Genomic DNA, 24,310 nt, shown 5'->3' with positions numbered 1-24,310 from the left:
AACGCTTCTGCAATTTATATAGCAGGATAATTTTGCTATAATATATGAGCATGACATATACGTAGAGGAGTCCGAGAAAATGCGATCATTTAATGTCGATGACTTTATTTCCAGTGTTTTACAATGGATATTAAATACAGCTCTAATCATATTATCCATTGTTCTATCTATCTTTTTAATTAATGAAACAATTACATTTATACAATACATATTTTCCGCAAAAAAATACACATCCTATAAATTAGTTGAAAGTATTATTGTTTACTTTTTATACTTTGAATTTATTGCATTAATTATTAAATATTTTAAATCGAATTATCATTTTCCATTACGTTATTTTATTTACATAGGAATTACAGCTCTAATTCGATTAATTATTGTTTCTCATGAAGAGCCATTTGAAACATTATTATATGCAGGATCTATTCTCATTTTAGTGATTGCTTTATATATATCTAATATGAGGGATTTGAAGAAACATTAAATATGATTTTGATGCAAAGCTATATCGTATATGAAACCACTTTTGCATGAATTACATAAGGCATACTAAAAAGTAGTGCAGACCAAGGTATTGGTTCGCACTACTTTTTTCATTCTAGTGATGAAAAGAGACAAAACGTATGTTTACTTCCTCCTTGACCTTCAAGTTACTTGAAGGATTAGAATGTGAGTAGAGAGTTGTAAGGGAGCGTTTTGAAATGAAAAATGTTGAGAAATTAAATGAAGAATGGAGATTGAAAAAATGAGTCAAGAACCTAAACTGCGCCCATTAGAACGAGAAGATTTGAAATTTGTTCATGAACTTAACAACAATGCACATATTATGTCTTATTGGTTTGAAGAACCTTATGAAGCTTTTGTGGAGTTGCAGGATCTATATGATAAGCACATTCATGATCAAAGTGAACGTCGATTTATAGTAGAAAAAGATAATAATATGATTGGATTAGTTGAATTAGTGGAGATTGATTACATTCATCGAAGAACAGAATTTCAAATTATCATTGATCCAAAGTATCAAGGGTATGGTTATGCAGCGTGCGCAACCCGCTTAGCGATGAATTACGCCTTTTCAGTATTAAATATGCACAAACTTTATTTAGTAGTGGATAAAGAAAATGAAAAAGCTACGCATATTTACAAAAAAGTCGGCTTTACGATTGAAGGTGAGTTACAAGATGAATTTTTTGTTGATGGTAACTACCATAATGCAATCAGAATGTGTATTTTCCAGCATCAATATTTAGAAATGAAATCATAAGTTTTAATGTATGATGAAAAATAAATATTTATCCCGCATTAACGGACAGTAACACTCCCACCTCAAAATTCAGCGAAAGCAAAGAAGTTAGGTGGGAGATGAATTGTCCGTAAAAGCCCGATTGGTGAGGGCTAATAATCAGTAGGAGATGGAGAAAACCCCCACTGATTAAAGTTTTACTTTATTAGCTTCTACACCAATATTTTTAGTGGTATTATTGCAATATTGTTTGTGGCTATCATTTCGATGTTCAAAAAAGGGAAACTTAATTAATTCAATTGATGTACCGTTTTAAATATATAAAAGGAAGCATAACTTAGGGTTATGCTTCTTTTTTGATTGTCCAAGGGTATGCTTCATCGTTAGTAATAAACAAAGAAGTCCCAATCTTTATAAAAAGATGGGCTTTTTTGTCTAATCATACATCCAATTATAAGTTTTTGATAGTAGAAGGCTAATATCAACAAGAAAGTAATGATAAAGCTTTGAATGGATTAAATTTCCGTACATCAGACATAATAATGCTTAAGAAATTCCAATTAGGGTGAGAAATCGCAGTGTCAACTGCGGATATTGGGTGATTAAAATGTGGAAAATGCTTGTTTCTTATCTTCCAGATTGGAAAGTGTTTGTGCAAACCTTTATAGTATTTTTCGTTCCTTATGTGACCTCAAGAGTTTTTAGTTGGATCCGTACATTAGAGAAAGAGTGATGAGGATGAAAGAGAAGGAATCAAAGATGAGGCAACAAACCGATACATATCAGGATAAGCCTTTTCAAAACGTAACAGATTATTTTACAGGCGATTTTACCTTGGATCTAGAGCTTGTAAAAAAAGAAGTTAGTTATAACTCGGATGCCCACTTTCGAGAGTTTAACATAGGGGGGACAAATATTCGAGCGGCGCTTGTTTTTGTGGAAGGACTGTCAGATAAGGATCTCATTAATATGCATATTTTGAAGTCATTGATGTTTAATTTTTATGAAGAATATAAGAGTGCACCATCTTATGTGGAAGGTACCATTTCAAAAGAGTTTATTAAGAATCGCGTCCTTTCTATTAGTGAGGTAGAAGAAGTCTATTCTATAAAAGAGTTGATGGCAAAAGTGTTGATAGGTTCAACGGCACTTTTAGTTGATGGATTAGCAGGTGTATTAATTCTTGGTACAAAAAAAGGAAAAACACGCAATGTTGAAGAGCCGATATCAGAGGGATCAGTTAGAGGTCCACGGGTAGGTTTCACAGAAGTTTTGTCTGATAATACCGCTCTTTTACGGCTACATGGCGAAAACGAGGGATTGTCATTAACAAAATTTCATGTAGGAGAGCGGGCAAAAAAAGAGTTGGTTATTGCCTATATGAAAGAGATTGCTGATTCGGAATTGGTAGAAGAGGTTAAGAAAAGAATTCAGAAAATCAATATTGATAATGTGCCAGAATCAGGATATGTGGAGCAGCTTATCGAAGATAATTACCTCAGCCCGTTTCCACAAGCACAGAGTACGGAGCGCCCTGATCGCGTCATCGCAGCGTTGATGGAAGGGCGTGTTGCGATTTTATTGGATGGAACACCTTTTGCCCTGATTGTTCCAGTTACATTTAGCATGCTGATGCAATCGCCCGAAGATTATTATGAACGTTGGATTCCAGGCACGTTTATCCGTTTATTGCGTTTTGGAGCAGCTATTATTTCTCTTTTTGCACCTGCTTTGTACATTTCCTTTATCTCATTTCATCCTGGATTAATTCCGACCAAGTTGGCTATTTCAATTCTTGGGGGACGGGAAGGAGTTCCGTTTCCTGCAATTATAGAAGCATTATTTATGGAAATAGCCATCGAAATTTTGCGGGAAGCAGGGCTACGCCTGCCTAAGCCGATTGGTTCAGCGATGGGAATTGTCGGCGGATTAATCATTGGACAGGCTGCCGTAGAAGCGGGAATTATTAGTCCAATTATGGTAATTGTAGTAGCGGCCACTGCTATTTCTTCCTTTGCGCTCGCTCATTATAGTGCGGCAATTCCACTACGGATCCTTCGCTTTGTAGCCATGTTTTGCGCTGCCATATTTGGACTATACGGAGTCATTCTGTTTTTTCTCGTTCTATGCAGTCATATAGCGAGATTGAAGAGTTTCGGCGTACCCTATGCCAGTCCAGCTGTTGTTTATCATGTAAGTGATTGGAAAGATTTCGTGATTCGCATGCCACTTCAGATGATGAAACGTCGTCCCAAAATGATGAATATGAAAGATTCGATACGAAAAGGAAGTGAAGAGGGATGATTACCAACTCTAAAGATCGAATTCCGACTTCGCAAGCGGCTGTCATTCTTATCAATTATATACTCGCAGTAGGAATTCTCACCTTGCCCAGAACAGCTGCTGAGAAAGTAAACACACCAGATGTTTGGATAACCGTTATTTTAGGCGGATTAATTGCGATGGTTGCAGGGATAATCATGGTCAAATTAAGTCAACAATTTCCTGGAAAAACATTTTATCAATATAATCAAGAAATTGTAGGGAAATGGGTAGGAGCGATACTTAGTCTATTTATTGTAGGTTACTTTTTTATGCTTTCTTCATTTGAAGTCAAAACGCTGGAAGGAATAACAAGTTTCTTTTTACTGGAAGGAACACCTGGATGGGCTATTATCATGCCATTTATGTGGGTGAGTCTCTATTTAAACCTAGGCGGAATAAACTCAATAGCACGTTTATTTGAAATTATATTTCCAATTACAGTCTTTATTTTCTTGTTCACTTCCTTTATGAGCATTGGAATATTTGAGATAGACAATCTTCGTCCTGTATTAGGGTTAGGGATTATCCCCGTACTAAAAGGCTTAAAAACAACAACGTTTGCATATTCAGGTGCCGAAATCATGTTGCTCCTTTTGGCATTTATGAAACAACCACGCCAAGCTGTAAAAGTCGTTCTAATTGGAACTGCTATTCCCTTAATTTTTTATGTCATTACAGTTGTGATGGTTATAGGAACGTTTTCTGTCGATGGGGTATTAATGAGAACATGGCCTACGATCGATCTTATGCGAAGTTTTGAACTCCCTGGTTTGATATTTGAGCGATTTGAGTCTTTATTACTTGTGATATGGATTATGCAAATCTTCGCAACTTATACAATTTGCTATTATGCTGCTGCTTTGGGACTGGCACAGCTCTTTAATAAAAATATTCATTCCTTTTTGTATGGGCTACTCCCGGTTATTTATATCGTTTCTCAAATTCCGAAAAACATTAATGATCTATTTAAATTGGGGGATGTGATTGGTAATGCGGCGATGATATTATTTGGTATCCTACCACTGCTTCTCCTTGTAATTTCAAGATGGAGGAAGAGAAAGAATGAACCGAAGTGTGAATAATGTACGACTTCTTTTGGCTTTATCATCAGTTCTTTTGCTGTTGGCTCTTACAGGGTGTTGGAGCAGTCGTGAAATTGAAGAGCAGGGGTTCGCGGTAGGGCTGGCATTTGATAAAGGGAAGGAGACGAAAGTTGAGAAAGAGATAGAAGAACATGGAGGAGGTTATCGAAAAAGGAATCTTATAACATCGACCTATCAGTTTGTTAAACCAGAATTATCAGGTAAAGGAAAGGATGGAGGGGGACAACAAAAAGCCTACACGAATATTTCTGAAACCGGAGATTCTCTTCACCAATCGATTCGTGAAGTCGCATTAAGAAGGCAGCGTCCTATAATCTTCCATCACACGAAAGTGATTGTTGTTAGTGAAAGTCTTGCACGAATGTATAGTTTGAAGCAGTTACTGGATATTTATATCCGTGATAATGAGATGAGACCAAGTTGCCTCGTGTTAATTAGTAAGGGACGAGCTAGCGAGACATTGAAATCGAGGGAAGCAGGAGAAATTCCAGCGTTCATTTTGCTTGGAATTGGGGATAATCAATATAGATCATCACGGATTTTACCTCCCGTGCCGCTTGCTAAATTACCAGGAAAGATAAAATCAGGGGCTAGTTTTCTTTTGCCAAATGTGATTTCGGTAAATGGAGAAGTGAAATTTGCGGGAGCTGCCGTAATCAAAGGAAAGACAAAAAAGCTGCGTGGTTTTTTGAATGAAAATGAATTGGAAGGCTTAACATGGATAACTGGGAAAGGGAAAAGCGGTTTGGTGAAAAGTTTTGATGAAAAGACAAGAAAACCCATCCTGTATGAAGTGAAATCTATGAAAAGTAAAATCCAATCCCACGTTAAAGGAAATAACATCTCTTTTGATGTGAACATCCAATCAGAGGGACGGCTATCTGAAAACTGGGTCGCTTCAGGAGAACCTTTTGAAAATAAATTTCTAAGAAGTGTAGAAAAATCTGCGGAACAAGAAGTGAATCGATCGGTGAAGCGGACATTAAAAAAGATTCAAAAGGAATATCAGGCCGATGTCGCTGGCTTCGGTAACAGATTAAAAATTGAGTATCCAAAAGTATGGAAAAAAGTCGAAAAAGATTGGGATAAAACATTTAGTAAGGTTCCAATCAAATATAGCGTAAAGTTAACTATTGAGGACTATGGTACGGAAGGGACTTAGAAGTGAGATTCTTTATCCCGCATTAACGGACAGTAACACTCCCACTTCAAAATTCAGTGAAAGCAAAGAAGTTAGGTGGGAGATGAACTGTCCGTAAAAGCCCGATTGGTGAGGGCTAATAATCAGTGGAGGATGGAGAAAACCCCCACTGATTAAAGTTTCACTTTATTGCATGACATAGTATGAGATAAATGAAAAAATGTTGGTGGAATAGTGAGTGACCTTCCGCCAACATTTTTTTGTTTATAATTTCCTGTATGTTTTTACAGTACGAACACAATCTAATATAAGGTATAAAAATGAAAATTTTATTTCTAAATGAAAGCTGGAAAATGGAGGAGCACGAATGAAACATATTGTTGCTTTATTAATTAAATATACTGCAAGTAGTGCTGTATTACTCATGATATTAAGTATTTTTCAAGGTGTTTCTATTCCTAGGGCTTTGTTTATTTCGTTAGTAATTACAGGAGTAGCCTATCTAATTGGAGATTTGTTTATTTTGCCTAAGTATGGAAATACGGTTGCTACAATTGTTGACTTTGGCTTAAGTTTTTTAGGAATTTGGGTATTAACTTATTTTCTTACAAATGTTAATGTGCCTCGTGGCATTACAGCAGCTTCATTTTGGTCGGCTCTTCTTATTGGTGTAGTAGAAATACTCTTTCATATTTATATGAAGAGATTGGTTTTACAGGAAGATAATCATTTACGAGTGTCATCTAATGCGTATCATAGGAGATATGCTACGGAGTTTTCAGAGGAGTATATTGATCACTCTAAAATAGAAAAAGAGCGCTTATCTAGGAAGATGGAAGACCAAAATAATAAATTGAAATAGGAAAATAGATGTTGTGAGAAGTAATTTGATTGAATGCCTCTAATCTTGTGACAAGCCGTTCAGCTATTAATTTGCTACAAGACTTTCCATGTTCATTTTGATAATTCAAATCCCCAATTTGCGTATTATGAAGTTGATTAAATACTGATCCGATTTGATAAGCAGAAATAGGGGAGGAATCAGCTGCTATATAATCTGAAATTAAGAAATCAAGTTCTGTAGAGAGATGTATGTTGTGAACTGCAGGTACAGGAATATCTTTTGAAGAGAAAAATTTAGAAAGCTTAGCTTCTTTTTGCAAAGAAACGCGGCTACTGAACGTTCCGTCATTTATGTTGTTTATTTCACGCTCCCAAGGTACGCGGAAAGCTAAAGGACCTTTCTTGGAATCTCCTCGAAATACAACGTTTTGTACACCGTTTCCTATGACTTCTAGCTGTTTTACGGCTAAGTCTGGATACTCGCTAGTTAATATAGTGTGTAGCTTTTCTTTTAATTTTTCTGCTTTAGTTTGCGTAGGAATCATTTTATAGCCTCCTCAATTGCGAAAAAAATTTTGATTATTCTTATAATTACACGTTATCATATACGATCTTTTGAGTAACGGAATATAAAGTGAAACTTTAATCAGTGGGGGCTTCATCCCACCTGTTTTAAAAAGGAAAAATAAAACCAATTGCTTTTCTCCTCATTATCTGCCAAGCTTAAGGAGATAAAGTGAAACTTCCATTAGTGGGGGTCTTACTGCCCGTTAATGCGGGACAAAATACTTCAGAGAAAGAAATGTATAGGTGAAGAATATGATTGAAATCAAGACTTCCGCACTTAGCGATGGAGAATTTAATAGAGGAGTATTCGCAAAGCGTGATATAAAAAAGGGCGAACTTCTACACGAAGCACCCGTTATCTCTTATCCGAATGAACAGCATGAGTTTATAGAGAAAACATTACTTGCTGACTACGCATTTGAGTATGGAGTGAATCATACGGCAATTCTTTTAGGTTACGGTATGTTATTTAATCATTCTTATACGCCGAATGCGACGTATGAGATCGTTTTTGAGAATCACACGTTTAAATTCTTTGCTTACAAGGATATAAAAGCAGGAGAAGAAATTCTGATCAACTATAATGGTGATGTTGATGATGATGAATTATTATGGTTTGATAGGGAAAAAGAAGAAAACGATAAATAATTAAGTGTAAAAAGAGCACATTCGATTGGATGTGCTCTTTTGTATGGAACAAAAATAAATTTTTGAAACCAAACTGCCCTTCTATCTATCTAATAAATGAAAGGAGGGGATACGATGGATGAAATAAAATTAGTCAAAAAGGCAAGAAAAGGTGACGATGCAGCTTTCGAACAGCTTATTAGTTTATATCAAGATCAATTGTATCGGACTGCTTATCTGTATGTACAGAATAAAGAAGATGCACTAGATATTGTACAAGAAACAGTTTATAAAGCGTATTTATCCATAGAGCAATTAAAGAAACCGAACTATTTTTTGACATGGTTGACACGTATTCTTATACACAATGCCTATCAGCTATTAAGTGAAAAGAAAAAAGTGAAGAAGATAGAGGACGGAAGAGAAGCGGATACATATGGCGAGATGCCAAATAAATTACATCAAATTGAACAAAATATCGACTTACAAGAAGCAATTCAAAAATTGGATGAAAATTATCAAACAGTAATCATTTTATATTATTATCATGATCTTTCAATCAATAAAATTGCTTGGCAAATGAATATACCAGAGGGAACAGTAAAGACATATTTGCACCGGGCAAGAAAAGCGTTAAAAAATTTATTAGGGGGGAGTGAAGAGAATTGGATAAGCAGTGGTTTAATGACGAGGTAAATAAAATTGATGTTCCAAAAAAAGAATTAAATTTGACTATACAAAAAGGGATTGCTAGAGCGAAGGCGGAAAAACCTGTTAAAAGAACATATAAGAAAAGAAGAATCGCTTTGTTAACTGCCGCTTCAATCTGTATAGGTGTATTAGGCTCTGGATTTGTGTTTCCACAAATGAGCCGTGTCTTGGCGGAAGTTCCGATTATCGGGAAAATTTATTCGCATTTTCATGATACAATTGGTCAAAATCTGTCGGCAAGTAAGCTTGTAACAGAGTTAAATCAGCAGGCGGTGAGCAATGGGATTAGCGTAACAATGAATAGTGTTTATTATGATGGTGGTAGAATTGGCGTTACGTTTAAAGTAGATAATCCAGATCAAGTAGTGATAAAAAATAATCCTGGTAGTGGTTTTTATTATAACTTTAAACTTGTTGATGGAAGCCAAAAGTGGGGGAGGGCAGCTTCATTTGATGGCAAAATAACAAAAGACGGTTGGTTCGGAAATATTCATATTAATTATCCAGAAAAAGAGCTTCCCCAAAATACTACATTACCAATTACCATTACGTCTATCGGAGACACAAAAGGGATTTGGAAATTTGATATTCCAGTAAAGCAACTAGAAAATAAAATAATTCATCCGCAGCAATCAGTGAGCAGTGAAGATAAAGAACATACATTTAACTTTGAAAAGATTACAGTGGGAAAAGGATCCGTTGCTATCGACTATAAAGCAATGTATCCACTTGCCGGAGAAAATGATTTAGCAAGAATTGGAAAGGTAACTGATGATAAGGGGAATGAAATTGATTTTAAAACGTCGGGTATTGAATTTGGAAGAGAAAAGGTTGGAAATCAGATAGAATCTGATGAACGATCTATTTTCGGGAAAATTCCAGAGGGAGCGGAATTTATTACGCTACATCCGAATGTGAGATTATCTGAAAAGCCGTCTATTCAGGCTTTAAATCAAAAGGCACCATTTGAAATACAAAGCACTCGTAGTGATTTAAAGATTGTCGTGAATAAAATTCAACATAAAAAACAGCGATTAATCGTACAGTATACACTTCAAAATGCCGATACAAAACATAAATCTATGGATGAATTGATAAATTGTGGGGAAGTTATGAATTTAATGGATTCTTCATATGTAGATAAGGAATTTGCACCAATTGGTCATGTTGTAAAGGGCAGTGATGTGAAGGTATTGAATAAGGAGAAGTTACAATTCCAGGCAACGTTTCAGCTAGATGGCGAATATGGTGTGAAGAATTTTAGTTTAAAGAATTATGTATTAGAAGTGGAGATGTCACCATATCATCCTGAAAAACCATTATCGCCAGTCAAAATTCAATTAAAATAATCGAAAAAAGGATGCCCTTAACATATAAGGAGGCATCCTTTTATATTACAAGAGCCTTACAGTTTTGTAATGTCTATTTTTGATATGACAAAATATAGACATTTTTATCAGTTTGAAAAGTTCCATCTTTAAACATATTTTTTCACATTGACATGCGATATAATAGAGTTTTGTAAAGGAAGAGATTAGATTTTAAATTTTTCTATCTTAAACTTGATTATACCGGAAAATTTTTGAAGGTAAAGTTTTCTTCTCGATTTTTTGATAAGATAGAGACGGAAGCTATCTTACTAAACTATTTAGGTAATCTATGTGGTGGCCGATTATCTACTTATTTTCAGCATGGCATTACATGTAGTGTAGTGAATGAACTTGTAAGCGAAATGGAAGAGAATAAGAGAACTAGTTTTAAGAATGCTGGAACTATCGAGAGGATAGGCCATTAATTATTAATAGAAATAGAGGAATCATAGAATGAATATGCAGGAAGTATATAAATATTTACGTACAGTATTACCGGAAGAACATGTAAAACAAGATGAGATGTTAAAGAATCATACGCATATAAAAGTAGGGGGAAAAGCAGATGTGTTTGTACAGCCTACTACCTATACTGAAATTCAACAAGTTGTACAGTATGCAAATAAACACAACATTCCAATTACGTTTTTAGGAAACGGCTCTAATGTCATTATAAAAGACGGTGGTATTCGTGGAATTACATTAAGTTTGACTCATATTATGGATGTTACTGTGAACAAGCAGACAATTGTAGCACAAAGTGGTGCAGCGATTATTGATATATCAAGAATAGCATTAGAACATTCTTTAACAGGACTTGAATTTGCTTGTGGTATACCGGGATCTGTTGGGGGAGCTCTATATATGAATGCAGGTGCATACGGTGGTGAGGTAGCATATGTATTAACAAAAGCGGTTGTCATGACAAAAGAGGGAGAGCTAATTACTCTTTCAAAAGACGACTTTGATTTTGGATATCGTAAAAGTACATTTGCCAATAATCATTACATCATACTTGAAGCTACATTTGAACTTGAGAATGGTGTATATGAAGAGATTAAAGAAAAAATGGATGATTTAACGTATAAAAGAGAATCGAAACAGCCATTAGAATATCCTTCATGCGGTAGTGTTTTCAAGCGTCCGCCTAATAACTTTGCTGGTAAGCTTATTCAAGACTCTGAACTACAAGGAACGCGAATTGGCGGTGTGGAAGTTTCAACAAAACATGCTGGATTCATGGTAAACGTTGATAATGGAACGGCGCAAGATTATATCGATTTAATTCATTTCGTTCAAAAGACAGTTAAAGAGAAATTTGGTGTTACGTTAGAAAGAGAAGTAAGGATTATTGGAGAAGATTTAAAGTAAAAGGTTTAAGGAATAAATGGCGTAATATGTTTATTTTTTTATGCTACAAGAAATAAATTGTGAATATTTTTTGGGCATAATTGACAATGTGTTTTCAATTCACTATAATTGGCTATAATTTAACATATTAAATACGTTGAAAGAGCCCAGTAGCAGTTTGTCACTGTTATCGAGAAAGCTAGGGGTTGATGGAACCTAGCACAAACAAACTTGTGAATTACACTCTGGAGTATCTTAGGTAATGCTAAGCGGAGTGGCAATCGATATTATTGCTAAGAGTGGTATGGATAGTGAAATTGTTCCTATTTGTGCAATCTGGGTGGTAACACGGTTAATAATCGTCCCTATGTCTAATGTAGACATAGGGGCTTTTTTGTTTTTTAAATTGGAATTTTAAATATTAAAGGGGATGGAAAGACATGAACATTATTGATGAATTAGAATGGCGCGATGCCATAAATCAACAAACAGATGCAGACGGATTACGTGAATTAGTAGAAGAGAAAAAGATTTCTTTGTACTGTGGTGTAGATCCAACAGGTGACAGTATGCATATTGGACATTTGATTCCGTTTATGATGATGAAGCGGTTTCAATTAGCTGGGCATCATCCAGTGATTTTAATTGGGGGAGCAACAGGGACGATTGGGGATCCAAGTGGACGCCAAACAGAGCGTCAGTTGCAGACGTTAGAACAGGTACAGCATAATGTTGACGCATTAACAGCACAAATGCAAAAGCTATTTGATTTTGGCGGCAATAGTGAAGTGAAAATGGTAAATAACTACGACTGGACGCATCAAATCAATATTATCGAGTTTTTACGTGACTACGGTAAAAACTTTAGTATAAATAGTATGTTAGCGAAAGATATAGTAGCGAGCCGTTTAGATACAGGGATTTCATTTACGGAATTCACATACCAAATATTACAAGCAACGGATTTCCATCACTTATACAAAGAAGAAGGGGTACAACTACAAATTGGTGGTAGTGACCAGTGGGGAAATATTACAAGTGGTTTAGATTTAATTCGTAAATTAGAAGGGCATGAAGCCAAAGTTTTTGGATTAACAATTCCATTATTATTAAAATCAGACGGTACGAAATTTGGTAAATCAGCAGGTGGAGCAGTCTGGTTAGATCCTGAAAAAACAACGCCATTTGAATTCTACCAGTTCTGGGTGAATACGGATGACCGTGATGTAGTTAAGTACTTGAAATACTTTACGTTCTTAACGAAGGATAGAATTGATGAATTAGTAGTGAAGGTTCAAACGGAGCCACATAAGCGTGAAGCGCAAAAAGTGCTAGCAGAAGAAATGACGAAATTTGTTCATGGTGAGCATGCACTGTCCCAAGCACTAAAAATTACAGAAGCATTATTTAGTGGGGATATTAAATCATTAACTGCGGATGAAATTGAACAAGGATTTAAAGATATGCCGACTTTCCATGCTTCAAAAGAAACAAAAAATATCGTTGAGTGGTTAGTTGATTTAGGAATTGAACCTTCTAGACGTCAAGCCAGAGAAGATATTAATAATGGAGCTATTTCTATGAACGGTGAAAAAGTGACTGATGTGAATACACATGTTACAGTAGAAAATTCATTCGATGGAAGATTTATTATTATCCGTAAAGGTAAAAAGAATTACAGCTTGGTGAAATTAGGAGAATAAAGTTTGTTATAGAGTAGAAGTGAGGAGATATCCTCATTTCTACTCTTTTTATGTACACAATTTCGTCATAAAAAGTCAGTATATTAAGATTGTTATGGAGGTTTATCTGGCTTTCATGTCGAATAAAAATAATGTATATAAATCGTTGTTACGAAGAATAGAAGGAGTGGGCGGATGCTCTCTTCCATCAAAAAGGAAAGTTTTTATGTCGGTTCTTCAATTTGTATTTATAAAAAGTTACTCATAGTAATCTATATAAATTTCTTTGTTTTTTGAAAGATAAATCATTGCACGAAGAAAAAAGGAGCCTTGCGCTCATTGTATCTTTTTGTTTTAAACATGGCACGGGGCAGAAAAAGGCCCTGACCGCTCCTATGCATGGTTGGATGCTCTCTCCCATCTAAAAAGAAAGGTTTTTAAAAATAAAAAAAGCCCGAATCACGATTCGGGCTAGTAATCAGATTAGTAAGCTAAGCTGAATAATCCTTTAATATGTGATAAGTAACGAACGTTACTTGCTTCTTTCATTAATGATGCTGGTAAGCCTTTAAGTGGAGTTGAGCTTGCTCCGATTGTAGCAACAGCATCTTTACGACCTAGACTTGCAAGTGTTCCAGAGTTTACTGGTGCGAACTCTTCGAATGCTTTGCCTTCTAGTGCTGCGTATAAGTTGTATCCAATTAACTCACCCATTTGCCAAGCGATTTGTGCAGTTGGTGGGTATGGACGACCTTCTGGACCGAAGACAACAGCGCTGTCTCCAGCAACGAATACGTCTTTGTGAGAAGTAGATTGTAGGTATGCATCAACAGTTGCACGGCCACGGTTTACTTCAAGACCTGATTCACCGATTAATGGGTTACCTTGTACGCCACCTGTCCAAACGAATGTGTTTGCAACGATTTTTTGACCGTCTTTTAAGTCAATTTCATTGCCAGCAACGTTTGTTACAGGAAGACCTGTTAAGAATTTAACGCCGCGTGCTTCTAAGCTAGTAGTTGCACGTTCAATTAAATCGTCTGGTAATACTGGAAGGATTTTTGGACCTGCTTCAACAAGAAGTAATTTTACTTCTTTAGGGTTTACGCCGTGGCTTTTTGCAAGTTTAGGCATAATGTCAGCAAGCTCACCAACTAGCTCAACGCCAGTTAATCCGCCACCACCGATTAAGATTGTAGCATCAGCTTCATTTTTTGTTTTTGCGTATTCACGAATACGATCTTCAACATGTTTGTAGATTTTGTTTGCATCAGCAGCAGATTTTAATACCATGCTGTTTTCTTCTAGTCCTGGAATACCGAAGTAAGCAGTTTTACTTCCTAAAGCAACTACAAGTGCATCGTAAGATAAAGTAGTGCCACCAGCTAGTTTTATTTCTTTTTTGTCTACTGAGAATGACTCAACTGTTGCAATTTTAAGATCGATGTCTTTGCCTTTGAAAAGTTTTGTAAGTGGCATTGCAATAGCTTGTTCAGAAACGTTACCTGCTGCTAGGCGGTGTAGTTCTGTAATGATTTGGTGTGTTGGGTATTGGTTGATTACTGTAACTTGTGCTTCTGATTTGCTGTAATATTTACGTACATTTAAAGCGGCAAGAAGTCCGCCATAACCAGCGCCTAAGATGACAATTTGTTTTGACATAGTATGATATCTCCCGTCTTTACTAATTGTTGTTATAAGATAAATTATTTATTATTGCGTTCTGCACTAATTTGAAGATAAGCATTGATAAAACGGAACATTTTTTGTGCTTGTGGATCTTTTAGTAATTTTAACAGACCGAAAAGACCGATAACTTCAGAGCTTTCTTCAGCACGATCTTTTGCTTCGATAGCAGTTGCTGCCATGCTTTTCACTGTATCTTTTACAGGCTCTACAATCTCTTGGATTGCGCCAACAGTGTCGCTTTTTAATACTTCGTCAGTAGCAACAGTTTGAGCGAAGTCATAAGACTTAGTTAAAATGTTAACAAGCTCAGTTAATTTTGGAAGCTGTTCTACTAGTGTAGTTAATGACTCTTGTACTTCAGGTTTTAACAATTGATCAAGTACATCAAGTTGTCCTTGGCTAGCAGAAATTTGTAAAGATTCTTGTTCAGGCTTTGTTTGAGTGATAGTTTCTGGCATCTCCAATTCTCCTTTACGATAGCAATACTCTTATTTTTTTAGGAATAAAACATTCCCAAGTAACAGGTAAGCGTTAGCAAAAATTTGCAAAACTTTATACAAAGCTTCACAAAACGCAATAAAATGCCTTTAAACTTATGATTGCAAGTAGTAGACAATCATAAATTCAAAACCATAATTTCTTACCTATTATTTATGGACTGTCCGATACATGGCTTGTCCGTATAATGGAAACTTCCTTTATCGGAAAGTGTATATAATATATATCTTATATTATATACTATATACACCCAGGTTAACATAAAAATGATCCCTAATTATTTGACTTTGAGTCCATAACTTAGTATTAGCAAGGGAAAAAAGCATATATTTTATTTTACTGTTACCTAAAATATACTTAATTATAGAGAAAAAAAGGAAAAAACGAGCAAATGAATGTTCATTTTTTCCTTTTTTTCTGATTAAGATTGATCTGTTTGCGGGATAAGCATGGACGAATTCCCGTTCTTTTCAAGATGGCACTCCCCCCAAGTGCAAAGGGAATCAAGAATCGCTTCTAAGGACCGACCGTAGTCGGTAAGAGAGTATTCAACTTTTGGTGGTACTTGATTATATACCTTTCTTTGAATAACCCCATCTTCTTCTAATTCACGCAATTGCTGTGTGAGCATCTTTTGCGTAATGCCAGGCATTAAACGCTTTAATTCACTTGTTCGTTTTGTTCCTTTTGTTAAGTGACAAAGGATGACGACTTTCCATTTTCCCCCGATTACTTCTAAGGTTGCTTCTAAGGTTGCTTCTACAGGAATATTATATGTCTTCATATATTACAACCACCTTTAATGAACTTTTATATAATCATATATTACTTTTTAGTGCCTATAGCACTTTAAAGTACGTACTGTTTTTCATGTTGAACATGTTTCATAATAGCATACGTAAGAGGTAAATGAGTAGTACGGTACCAAAAAGTAACTATGTTACCTTTTGGTACCTATCGCACTTTAAAGTGCGTTCTTTCGAAAAAGAATGAAACCATTCATAATAGCAGTTGTGAGCAGTAAAACTGTGTTTATTAGAAGATAAAAGGGCCTTTTTATCATACTATTATGATTGGATTTCTCATATTAAGGAGGAGTTCGATTGAGTTCATATACAGTACCGTCTTCAGATGTTCAAACAAATAGAAGAAGTGTGTTTGCTTTATTAGCATTAGCGATTAGTGCGTTTGGAATTGGTACAACTGAATTTATTAGCGTCGGTTTATTGCCATCTATTTCGAACGATTTACATGTTTCAGTTACAACAGCAGGTTTAACCGTGTCTTTATATGCACTAGGAGTAGCATTTGGCGCTCCTATATTAACGTCGTTGACAGCTAGTATGTCACGGAAAACGTTATTAATGTGGATTATGATTGTTTTCATTATTGGTAATGGTATTGCAGGAGTGGCAACAGGCTTTGGTGTACTGCTTGTTGCGAGAGTTGTATCTGCATTTGCGCATGGGGTATTTATGTCGATAGGTTCAACAATCGCTGCAGCTCTTGTACCAGAAGATAAACGTGCTAGTGCAATTGCTTTTATGTTCACAGGCTTAACAGTCGCAACTATCACAGGTGTACCAATTGGAACATTTATTGGTCAACAATTTGGCTGGAGAGCTTCGTTCATGGTTATCGTAGCAATTGGAATTGTTGCCCTTATCGCAAACAGTTTGTTAATTCCATCTAGTTTAAAAAAAGGTACGTCTGTATCATTTCGCGATCAATTTAAATTAATAACAAACGGAAGACTATTACTTGTTTTCGTAATTACCGCATTAGGGTACGGCGGAACATTTGTAACATTTACGTACTTGTCTCCATTATTACAAGAGGTGACAGGGTTTAAAGCAAGTACAGTTACAATCATTTTGTTAGTGTATGGGATTGCAATTGCGATTGGAAATATGATTGGTGGAAAACTATCGAACCATAATCCAACTCGTGCATTATTCTATATGTTTTTCATTCAAGCGATTGTGCTATTCGTACTCACATTTACGGCGCCGTTTAAGGTAGCGGGGCTCATCACGATTATTTTAATGGGATTATTCGCGTTTATGAATGTTCCAGGATTACAAGTATATGTTGTGATATTAGCTGAACGCTTTGTTCCGAGCGCTGTAGATGTTGCATCTGCAATTAACATTGCCTCCTTTAATGCAGGGATTGCTCTTGGGGCTTACCTTGGTGGCATTGTAACGAATTCATTAGGGTTAATTCACACAGCGTGGGTCGGCGCGATTATGGTAGTTGGTGCAGTCATATTAACGGCATGGAGTATGGGATTAGAAAAACGAGATCAGGCAAAAAGTTAGTATTCATAAGTGAACCATATTATACAAATGAAAAGATGATAGGAGAGAAAGAGAATATGATTAAGAATTTACAAGATCGTGTAGCGTTGCATAACGGCGTGGAAATGCCTTGGTTTGGTTTAGGTGTATTTAAAGTAGAGGAAGGACCTGAACTTGTTAATGCGGTAAAAACGGCGATTAAACAAGGATATCGCAGCATTGATACAGCGGCGATTTATGCCAATGAAAAAGCGGTAGGAGAAGGAATTCGCGAAGGTATTAAAGAAGCAGGTATCTCAAGAGAAGACTTATTCATCACTTCAAAAGTATGGAACAAAGATCAAGGATACGAAGAGACGTTAGCAGCTTATGAAGAAAGTCTACAAAAGTTAGGGCTTGAGTATTTAGATTTATATCTTGTTCATTGGCCGGTAGAAGGAAAATATAAAGATACGTGGAGAGCGTTAGAAAAGTTATATAAAGAAGGACGCGTACGTGCAATTGGCGTGAGTAACTTCCAAATCCATCATTTGAAAGATGTAATGGAAGGGGCAGAAGTGAAACCGATGATTAACCAAGTAGAATATCATCCGCGTTTAACGCAAAAAGAATTGCGGGACTTCTGTCGTGAACAAGGTATTCAAATGGAGGCTTGGTCACCTCTTATGCAAGGGCAGTTATTAGATAACGAAACATTACAAGAAATCGCAGATAAATACGGTAAAACGACTGCGCAAATTATCTTGCGCTGGGATTTACAAAATGAAGTTGTAACGATTCCGAAATCAACAAAAGAACACCGTATTACCCAAAATGCGGATATATTTAATTTTGAATTAACAAAAGAAGATATGGAACAAATTGATGCGTTAAATCAGAATCATCGCGTTGGTCCAGATCCGGATAACTTTGATTTCTAAAATGAACAGAAGAGAGGGGCACAAAAAAATTTGTGCTCTTCTTTTTAATTGCAGAAAACTAAAAATTCAAACAAATATTTACTCTGTATATGAAATAGGATATCTTAAATTTATAATATGAAATTTTCTTAGGGAGGCACATATGAACAATCATCGTACAAATCATTTCCGCATGTTAATTGTTACTGCACTATTTGCTGCTATTATTGGTATTTTGGCCCAAGTTACAATTCCTCTGCCGCTCGTTCCGATAACAGGACAAACATTAGCGATTGGTCTTACTGCTACAATTTTAGGTTCACGTTATGGCACTTTATCTGTACTGTTATATGTTTTAATTGGTGCAACTGGAATTCCTGTTTATGCTGGGTTTAGTGGTGGTTTATCCGTTTTATTTGGTCCTACAGGCGGCTTCCTATTAGCCTTCATTCCAACTGCTTTTTTAATTGGTTTGTTAACTGAGAAGACAAAGCTTACATTTTGGAATTCGTTAATAGCAAATGTTTTAGGAATGTTTGTGACATTAACAATTGGGACTGTATTCTTAAAGTATGTGGCATCGCTAGGATGGCAAGCGGCTTTCATGGGTGGTTTTGTGCCCTTCCTTATTGTAGGTGTAATAAAAGCTGCATTAGCTGCATGGGTTGGGATTAAGGTAAGAGGAGCGTTAGTGCGTTCGAAATTATTATTGCAAGAAAACTAAATGATAATAGAAACACGCGTAGAATGATCACTGCGCGTGTTTTTTTATAGCGTATTAAGAAGGGAAAAGTAATGTATAAAAAGACTTTTTAACTAGATACTATACAGTAGTAAATTTGTTATTTTATAAGGGGTTGTGAACATGAATATTAAACAATCGTATAAGTTATTGGTTGCTTTTTTGAGTGTTTTATTTGTATTTGCGAATTTATTATTCCCACTCCAAAAAGCATCAGCAGAAGTCATGGATCATACAAAGTATCAAATGGATTGGAGCTACAGTAAATCAAAAAAGAAACCAATCCGAACAGAGCTTATTAAAACAGCAGATGGGAAAATTGCATTCTGCTTGAATGTAGATTTGAAATCACCAAGCGGTCAAGATTTACCTGAAATAGGTAAGGTGGATATTGGGGTGTACCGCGTGTTATTAAATGGATATCCACAGAAGAGTCCACAAGAATTAGGTGTCTCTGATTGGAGAGAGGCGCATTATGCGACGCAGCTCGCTGTATGGAATGCGCTGGGACAAGTGGATATTAATGATTTAGATTTTCGTAATAAAAATGTAGAAAAAGTAATGAAAGATATTGTTGCGAAAGCAAAGAGCAGTGAAGAAATACAAGAAATTACGATGAGTGTTACGCCGTCAGAAAAGCAAGAAGCAGTATTAAAAGATGAGTTCTTCGAAACAGGTTTATATACGGTGCAAACAAATGCGAAAAGTGGAACGTACCAAGTGCAAGCAACTGGTGCGCCTGCAGGAGTTAAATTTGTGAATGAAAAGGGCGAAACAAAAACACAGTTTAATGTGGGGGAAAAGTTCCGTATTTTAATTCCAAAACAGACGCCATCTGGCGAATTTAGCTTTAAAGTATCAGGAACTTTAACAAAATTACAAGGTATCGCGCATAAAGGAACACCGAAAATTCAAGATGCGGTAGTTTTATTAGAGCGCAGTGAAGAAAAAACAAGCCCAGATTTAGCGGTAAGCTGGAAAAAAACTGAAGCACCGCAGAAACCGAATAAACCTTATAAACGATAAAAAAGCGCTGGCGTTTGCCAGCGCTTTTTTCTATTATTATTCAGCTTCTGATACAACTGTAAAGCGTTCGTTCACGTGTTTTGGATTTTCAATTTCATCAAGTGCAGCTACAGCGAAGTCTTCGTAACTTACATAGCTGTCGCCTTTTTCGTTAACAAGAAGGTGGTCTTTACCAGCTTTGTAAGAACCAGTACGTTTTCCTAATGCGAATAGAGCAGAAGGACTAATGAATGTCCAAGTGATATCGTTTGTTTGTTGTAAAATTTCTAGGTTTTTTCCTTGGTTTTGAGCTGTTGCAAGATATTCTTTAGGGAAACCTGGTGTATCAAATACACGTGTTGTTTTTGCCTCAGCTACAAATAAACTTCCAGCGCCTCCGACAACAAGTAACTTCGTATTAGGTGCACCTTTCATTGCCTCAATTAATACGTTCCCTGCATCTACGTGAAGATGTTCACTTCCAGCAGGAGCGCCAAACGCATTCACGATTATGTCAAATGCTTGTATGTCATTAGCAGTAAGATCGAAAACATCTTTTTCTAAAACTTTTACATTATTCTCTGTGATTTTTGCAGCGTTTCTTACGATTGCAGTAACTTCATGACCGCGATCAAGTGCTTCTTTCATAATACGACTTCCAGCTTTTCCGTTTGCTCCGATAATTCCGATTTTCATAATATATACCTCCAAATGTTTAATAGAATAAATGCCTAAAATGTATGTGCAAAAATGAATCGATGTAGTTAAGCAAGTTTGATACCACTTGTTGTAACTAGTATAGTTACAGGGTTAGTTTTTGTCAATCGCTTTGTTTATGAAAAATATTTCTTCAAGTAGTATGTGCGTTTCTAAAAATAAGAAGTCATATTTCTTAACAAGTAACACGATTGTGTTATAAAACCTAACATTTGGAAGCGATAATCTGTCGAAAAATGTTGATTTTTGAATATTTTTTAAATATAATTCAATTTATGAGAAGAAAAGGGAGGGACTAATCGTATGAATATTTTAGAACAGTTCGTTTCATCAACGAATACGATTCTTTGGTCATATATTCTTATCGCAATGTTAATAGGCTTAGGGCTTTATTTTTCTATTAAATTGAAATTCGTACAAATTACCCATCTAGGCGAAATGGTACGATTAATGAGTGATGGATTAACTGGAAAGACACGTAAAAAGGGCAGCGTATCTTCTTTCCAAGCTTTCTGTATGAGTTCAGCAGCCCGCATTGGGATCGGGAACTTGGCTGGTGTGGCACTAGCTATTTCTATGGGAGGACCCGGCGCAGTCTTTTGGATGTGGGTAATTGCAATTATCGGGGCATCTTCAAGCTTTGTAGAAAGTACACTTGCACAGATTTATAAAGTAAAAGATGGCAGCGGCTTCCGTGGTGGTCCTGCTTATTATATGGAAAAAGGTTTAAATAAACGTTGGATGGGAATTTGTTTTTCTATTCTGATTACAATTAGTTACGGTTTAATTTTCAACTCAGTACAGGCAAATACAGTTACGCTAGCATTTAAAAATGCATTCGGTTTAGAGCGTTATGTTGTAGGAATCGCATTAGCTGCATTAGTCGCAGTTATTATTTTTGGCGGCGTTAAAAGTATTGCACGTATGTCAGAAATGATTGTTCCACCAATGGCAATTATTTATATAGCAGTAGCTGTTTTCGTTGTTATTAAAAACTTCTATTTACTACCAGATGTTTTCACAGAAATCTTTAAAGGTGCATTCGGTTTAGATTCAGCTGTAGGTGGCGGTATCGGGGCTGCGATGAAGTATGGTATTCAGCGTGGATTATTTGCGAACGAAGCAGGTATGGGTAGTGCGCCGAATGCGGCTGCGACAGCAGATGTAACGCATCCAGCTAAACAAGGATTTATTCAAACAATTGGAGTTTTAGTAGATACATTTTTAGTATGTACATCAACAGCGTTTATCGTACTATGCTCTGGAGCACATAAGGCAACGAATTTAGAAGGAATTGAATTAACACAAAAGGCGCTAAGCTCACAAATTGGTCCATGGGCAAGTAGCTTCTTAGCGATTATTATTTTCCTATTTGCGTTCAGTTCACTTCTAGGAAACTATTATTATGGTGAAACAAATATCGAATTCATTAAGAAAAGTAAAACATGGTTAATGATTTACCGTGCTGCAGTAGTTGGAATGGTGTTATTCGGTTCTGTTGCGACGCTTCAAGTCGTATGGAATATGGCAGACTTATTTATGGGGCTAATGGTAATCACAAACTTAATTGCGATTACACTTCTTGGCCGATTTGCATATGCTGCGTTGACAGACTATGTAAAGCAAAAGAAACAAGGGAAAGATCCAGTCTTCCATGCAAGCTCTATTCCAGGTTTGGAAAACACAGAATGCTGGGAAGATTCTATGGTAACAAAAGAAAAAGAAGAAAAAGCTGTATAATAAGGAAAGGGCATCAGAGAGAATCTGATGCCTTTTTTTATGGTTTGTAGGAAAAACCGAACATTAATAGAGTTTTTATGTTTATTATATTTTTTTAGAAATATAAAGATGTGAGTTGAAATTTATGTTAGAATGTATAAGGTCTTTCCAGGTAAGAGGTAAGACGGGTTTTGAGGTATAGCATATATATTTTTATATGTTAGGTGAAAGTTCGGATTATTTATTTTTATATGGTCAGACGTTCAACGTTAAATAATTTTCTATAGCGTTGAATAAGGTTTAAATGGAGGATTTTATCTATGAAATTTGTTATGTTTCTTGTAGGATTACTCGTTGTATTTATACTCGGGTTTCTTATAAGTACGGATCGAAAGAAGATTAAGTATAAACCAATTGTGGTTATGCTTGTTATTCAGTTAGCATTATCGTACTTCCTATTAAATACACAGATTGGTTATATTTTAGTAAAAGGAATTTCTGATGGATTTGGAGCATTACTTACATATGCGGAATCTGGAATCGTTTTCGTATTTGGTGGTCTTGTTAATAAAGGGGAAATTTCCTTCTTCTTAACAGCATTATTACCAATCGTGTTCTTTGCCGTATTAATTGGAATCCTGCAGCACTTTAAAGTTTTACCGTTATTTATTCGTTCTGTTGGTTATCTACTTAGTAAAGTAAATGGTCTAGGGAAACTAGAATCATATAATGCAGTAGCGGCAGCAATCGTCGGGCAGGCTGAAGTATTTATTACGGTAAAAGATCAATTAAGCAAAATACCGAAGCATCGTTTATATACACTTTGTGCTTCTTCTATGTCGACAGTATCTATGTCGATTGTTGGATCATATATGAAAATGATTGATCCGAAATATGTAGTAACAGCACTTGTATTAAATTTATTTAGTGGTTTTATTATCATTCATATTATTAACCCGTATGATATTACGGAAGAAGAGGACACACTTAAGTTAGAAAATAAACAAAAGCAATCATTTTTCGAAATGCTTGGCGAATATATTATGCTTGGATTTACAATTGCGATTACAGTAGCAGCGATGTTACTTGGTTTCGTAGCGTTAATTACAGCAATTAATAGCTTGTTCGATTCTATTTTCGGCATTACATTCCAAGCAATATTAGGATACATTTTCTCACCACTTGCATTTGTAATGGGTATCCCGCAATCAGAAATGGTAACAGCGGGACAAATTATGGCAACAAAATTAGTATCAAATGAATTTGTTGCGATGCTTGACCTTGGAAAAGTAGGAGGAGAATTATCAGCTCGTACAGTTGGTATCCTTTCTGTATTCCTTGTATCATTTGCAAACTTCTCATCTATTGGAATTATTGCAGGGGCAACGAAAGGGATCGATGAAAATCAATCAAATGTTGTTTCTTCATTCGGATTAAAGCTTGTATATGGTGCAACGTTAGTAAGTATTTTATCAGCGATTATCGTTGGTGTGATGTTATAGAAATAAAAAGCAGTGAGCAGAAGCTCATTGCTTTTTTATTTCATAGACATAAATTCTAGCGAGATTTGTAAGGGAGAAATTAACAGATCATTTATTGAAAAAATTATGTTGCATTTCCTCTAGATAACGCTTACAATTTGTTTGTGGGTGGTATCAGTTTCATACTTTAAATCAAGTAGGGAAGAAGAGACTACTAATTGTAAATTATAATTTATGTAAACGCTTACCGGTTTTAGGATATATTGTAAAGTAAATAGTATTTAGGGTTCTATTTTTT

The 24,310-nt window shown here is 35.8% G+C and carries 21 protein-coding genes, 1 pseudogene and 1 other annotated feature; of the genes and pseudogenes, 17 read left to right on the top strand and 5 right to left on the bottom strand.

All coding sequences use genetic code 11. The features are described from left to right. Positions 1–79 precede the first annotated feature (79 nt). The 6 genes from psiE to JDS96_RS05445 all read left to right on the top strand — a co-directional run bounded on the left by psiE (position 80) and on the right by JDS96_RS05445 (position 6,674). Entirely contained in the window at positions 80–484 is a 405-nt protein-coding gene (gene psiE / locus JDS96_RS05470) for a phosphate-starvation-inducible protein PsiE (protein ID WP_199666320.1), read from the top strand. Positions 485–745: 261 nt separating this feature from the next. Then, positions 746–1,264 (top strand): spermidine N1-acetyltransferase, encoded by a 519-nt coding sequence (speG, locus tag JDS96_RS05465; protein WP_016112470.1) that lies wholly within the window; start codon positions 746–748, stop codon positions 1,262–1,264. 738 nt (positions 1,265–2,002) lie between these two features. Then, on the top strand, positions 2,003–3,547 hold the full coding sequence (locus JDS96_RS05460) for a spore germination protein (protein WP_374220981.1): 1,545 nt from the start codon (positions 2,003–2,005) through the stop codon (positions 3,545–3,547). After that, positions 3,544–4,650 (top strand): spore germination protein, encoded by a 1,107-nt coding sequence (locus JDS96_RS05455; RefSeq protein ID WP_199666318.1) that lies wholly within the window; start codon positions 3,544–3,546, stop codon positions 4,648–4,650. Before JDS96_RS05460 ends, JDS96_RS05455 begins: the two co-directional genes overlap by 4 nt. Beyond that, a complete protein-coding gene (locus JDS96_RS05450) occupies positions 4,631–5,833 on the top strand; it encodes a Ger(x)C family spore germination protein (RefSeq protein ID WP_199666317.1) in 1,203 nt (400 codons plus the stop codon). The genes JDS96_RS05455 and JDS96_RS05450 overlap by 20 nt, the downstream gene beginning before the upstream one ends. Before the next feature lie 346 nt (positions 5,834–6,179). Beyond that, positions 6,180–6,674 carry a YndM family protein gene (locus tag JDS96_RS05445; protein WP_199666316.1) on the top strand — a complete coding sequence of 165 codons (495 nt, stop codon included), beginning with the start codon at positions 6,180–6,182 and terminating at the stop codon, positions 6,672–6,674. On the opposite strand, the pseudogene JDS96_RS05440 reads toward JDS96_RS05445, so the two are convergent. Then, a pseudogene (locus JDS96_RS05440) lies at positions 6,673–7,200 on the bottom strand (protein kinase family protein); the annotation flags it as partial. The gene JDS96_RS05445 and the pseudogene JDS96_RS05440 overlap by 2 nt on opposite strands. A 274-nt stretch (positions 7,201–7,474) precedes the next feature. Between JDS96_RS05440 and JDS96_RS05435 the strand changes: the two are divergent. The 5 genes from JDS96_RS05435 (at position 7,475) to tyrS (ending at position 12,983) form a co-directional block, all read left to right on the top strand. Beyond that, the gene (locus JDS96_RS05435) at positions 7,475–7,870 is read left to right on the top strand and encodes an SET domain-containing protein (RefSeq protein ID WP_003201985.1); all 396 of its coding nucleotides are present in this window, start codon (positions 7,475–7,477) and stop codon (positions 7,868–7,870) included. A 114-nt stretch (positions 7,871–7,984) separates the two neighbouring features. Further along, complete coding sequence (locus JDS96_RS05430) at positions 7,985–8,545, top strand: sigma-70 family RNA polymerase sigma factor (protein ID WP_018765075.1); 561 nt, start codon at positions 7,985–7,987, stop codon at positions 8,543–8,545. Then, positions 8,515–9,909, top strand: coding sequence for a DUF4179 domain-containing protein (locus JDS96_RS05425; protein WP_199666314.1), 1,395 nt, complete (start codon positions 8,515–8,517; stop codon positions 9,907–9,909). The genes JDS96_RS05430 and JDS96_RS05425 overlap by 31 nt, the downstream gene beginning before the upstream one ends. Positions 9,910–10,383: 474 nt before the next feature. Continuing rightward, a complete protein-coding gene (gene murB, locus JDS96_RS05420) occupies positions 10,384–11,301 on the top strand; it encodes a UDP-N-acetylmuramate dehydrogenase (RefSeq protein ID WP_199666313.1) in 918 nt (305 codons plus the stop codon). A 127-nt stretch (positions 11,302–11,428) separates the two neighbouring features. Beyond that, positions 11,429–11,650: a binding site (T-box leader), on the top strand. Positions 11,651–11,720: 70 nt separating this feature from the next. Continuing rightward, positions 11,721–12,983, top strand: coding sequence for a tyrosine--tRNA ligase (gene tyrS / locus JDS96_RS05415; RefSeq protein ID WP_199666312.1), 1,263 nt, complete (start codon positions 11,721–11,723; stop codon positions 12,981–12,983). A 462-nt stretch (positions 12,984–13,445) separates the two neighbouring features. Here tyrS and JDS96_RS05410 read toward each other — a convergent pair whose 3' ends face one another. The 3 genes from JDS96_RS05410 to JDS96_RS05400 all read right to left on the bottom strand — a co-directional run bounded on the left by JDS96_RS05410 (position 13,446) and on the right by JDS96_RS05400 (position 15,933). Further along, a complete protein-coding gene (locus JDS96_RS05410) occupies positions 13,446–14,624 on the bottom strand; it encodes an NAD(P)/FAD-dependent oxidoreductase (protein ID WP_003201996.1) in 1,179 nt (392 codons plus the stop codon). 44 nt (positions 14,625–14,668) lie between these two features. Next, positions 14,669–15,109, bottom strand: coding sequence for a DUF1641 domain-containing protein (locus tag JDS96_RS05405; RefSeq protein ID WP_003201998.1), 441 nt, complete (start codon positions 15,107–15,109; stop codon positions 14,669–14,671). A gap of 461 nt (positions 15,110–15,570) precedes the next feature. Then, positions 15,571–15,933, bottom strand: a complete 363-nt coding sequence (locus JDS96_RS05400; protein ID WP_199666311.1) for a winged helix-turn-helix transcriptional regulator — start codon at positions 15,931–15,933, stop codon at positions 15,571–15,573. A gap of 319 nt (positions 15,934–16,252) precedes the next feature. Here JDS96_RS05400 and JDS96_RS05395 point away from each other — a divergent pair, with 319 nt between their 5' ends. The 4 genes from JDS96_RS05395 (at position 16,253) to JDS96_RS05380 (ending at position 20,116) form a co-directional block, all read left to right on the top strand. Beyond that, complete coding sequence (locus JDS96_RS05395; RefSeq protein ID WP_199666310.1) at positions 16,253–17,470, top strand: MFS transporter; 1,218 nt, start codon at positions 16,253–16,255, stop codon at positions 17,468–17,470. Between the two features lie 56 nt (positions 17,471–17,526). After that, the gene (locus JDS96_RS05390; protein ID WP_162617275.1) at positions 17,527–18,369 is read left to right on the top strand and encodes an aldo/keto reductase; all 843 of its coding nucleotides are present in this window, start codon (positions 17,527–17,529) and stop codon (positions 18,367–18,369) included. 142 nt (positions 18,370–18,511) lie between these two features. Beyond that, the gene (locus JDS96_RS05385; RefSeq protein WP_199666309.1) at positions 18,512–19,072 is read left to right on the top strand and encodes a biotin transporter BioY; all 561 of its coding nucleotides are present in this window, start codon (positions 18,512–18,514) and stop codon (positions 19,070–19,072) included. Positions 19,073–19,213: 141 nt separating this feature from the next. Continuing rightward, positions 19,214–20,116 carry a thioester domain-containing protein gene (locus JDS96_RS05380; RefSeq protein ID WP_199666308.1) on the top strand — a complete coding sequence of 301 codons (903 nt, stop codon included), beginning with the start codon at positions 19,214–19,216 and terminating at the stop codon, positions 20,114–20,116. A 36-nt stretch (positions 20,117–20,152) separates the two neighbouring features. Here JDS96_RS05380 and JDS96_RS05375 read toward each other — a convergent pair whose 3' ends face one another. After that, positions 20,153–20,791 carry an NAD(P)-dependent oxidoreductase gene (locus JDS96_RS05375; RefSeq protein WP_199666307.1) on the bottom strand — a complete coding sequence of 213 codons (639 nt, stop codon included), beginning with the start codon at positions 20,789–20,791 and terminating at the stop codon, positions 20,153–20,155. Positions 20,792–21,115: 324 nt separating this feature from the next. On the opposite strand from JDS96_RS05375, the gene JDS96_RS05370 reads away from it, so the two are divergent. Continuing rightward, positions 21,116–22,552 (top strand): alanine/glycine:cation symporter family protein, encoded by a 1,437-nt coding sequence (locus tag JDS96_RS05370; protein ID WP_199666306.1) that lies wholly within the window; start codon positions 21,116–21,118, stop codon positions 22,550–22,552. 299 nt (positions 22,553–22,851) lie between these two features. Continuing rightward, a complete protein-coding gene (locus JDS96_RS05365; protein WP_199666305.1) occupies positions 22,852–24,033 on the top strand; it encodes a NupC/NupG family nucleoside CNT transporter in 1,182 nt (393 codons plus the stop codon). Positions 24,034–24,310 lie beyond the last annotated feature (277 nt).

The sequence above is a fragment of the Bacillus cereus group sp. N21 genome (genome assembly GCF_016483395.1).
Taxonomy (GTDB): domain Bacteria; phylum Bacillota; class Bacilli; order Bacillales; family Bacillaceae_G; genus Bacillus_A; species Bacillus_A pseudomycoides.
This window is presented reverse-complemented; position numbering and strand designations above follow the sequence as displayed.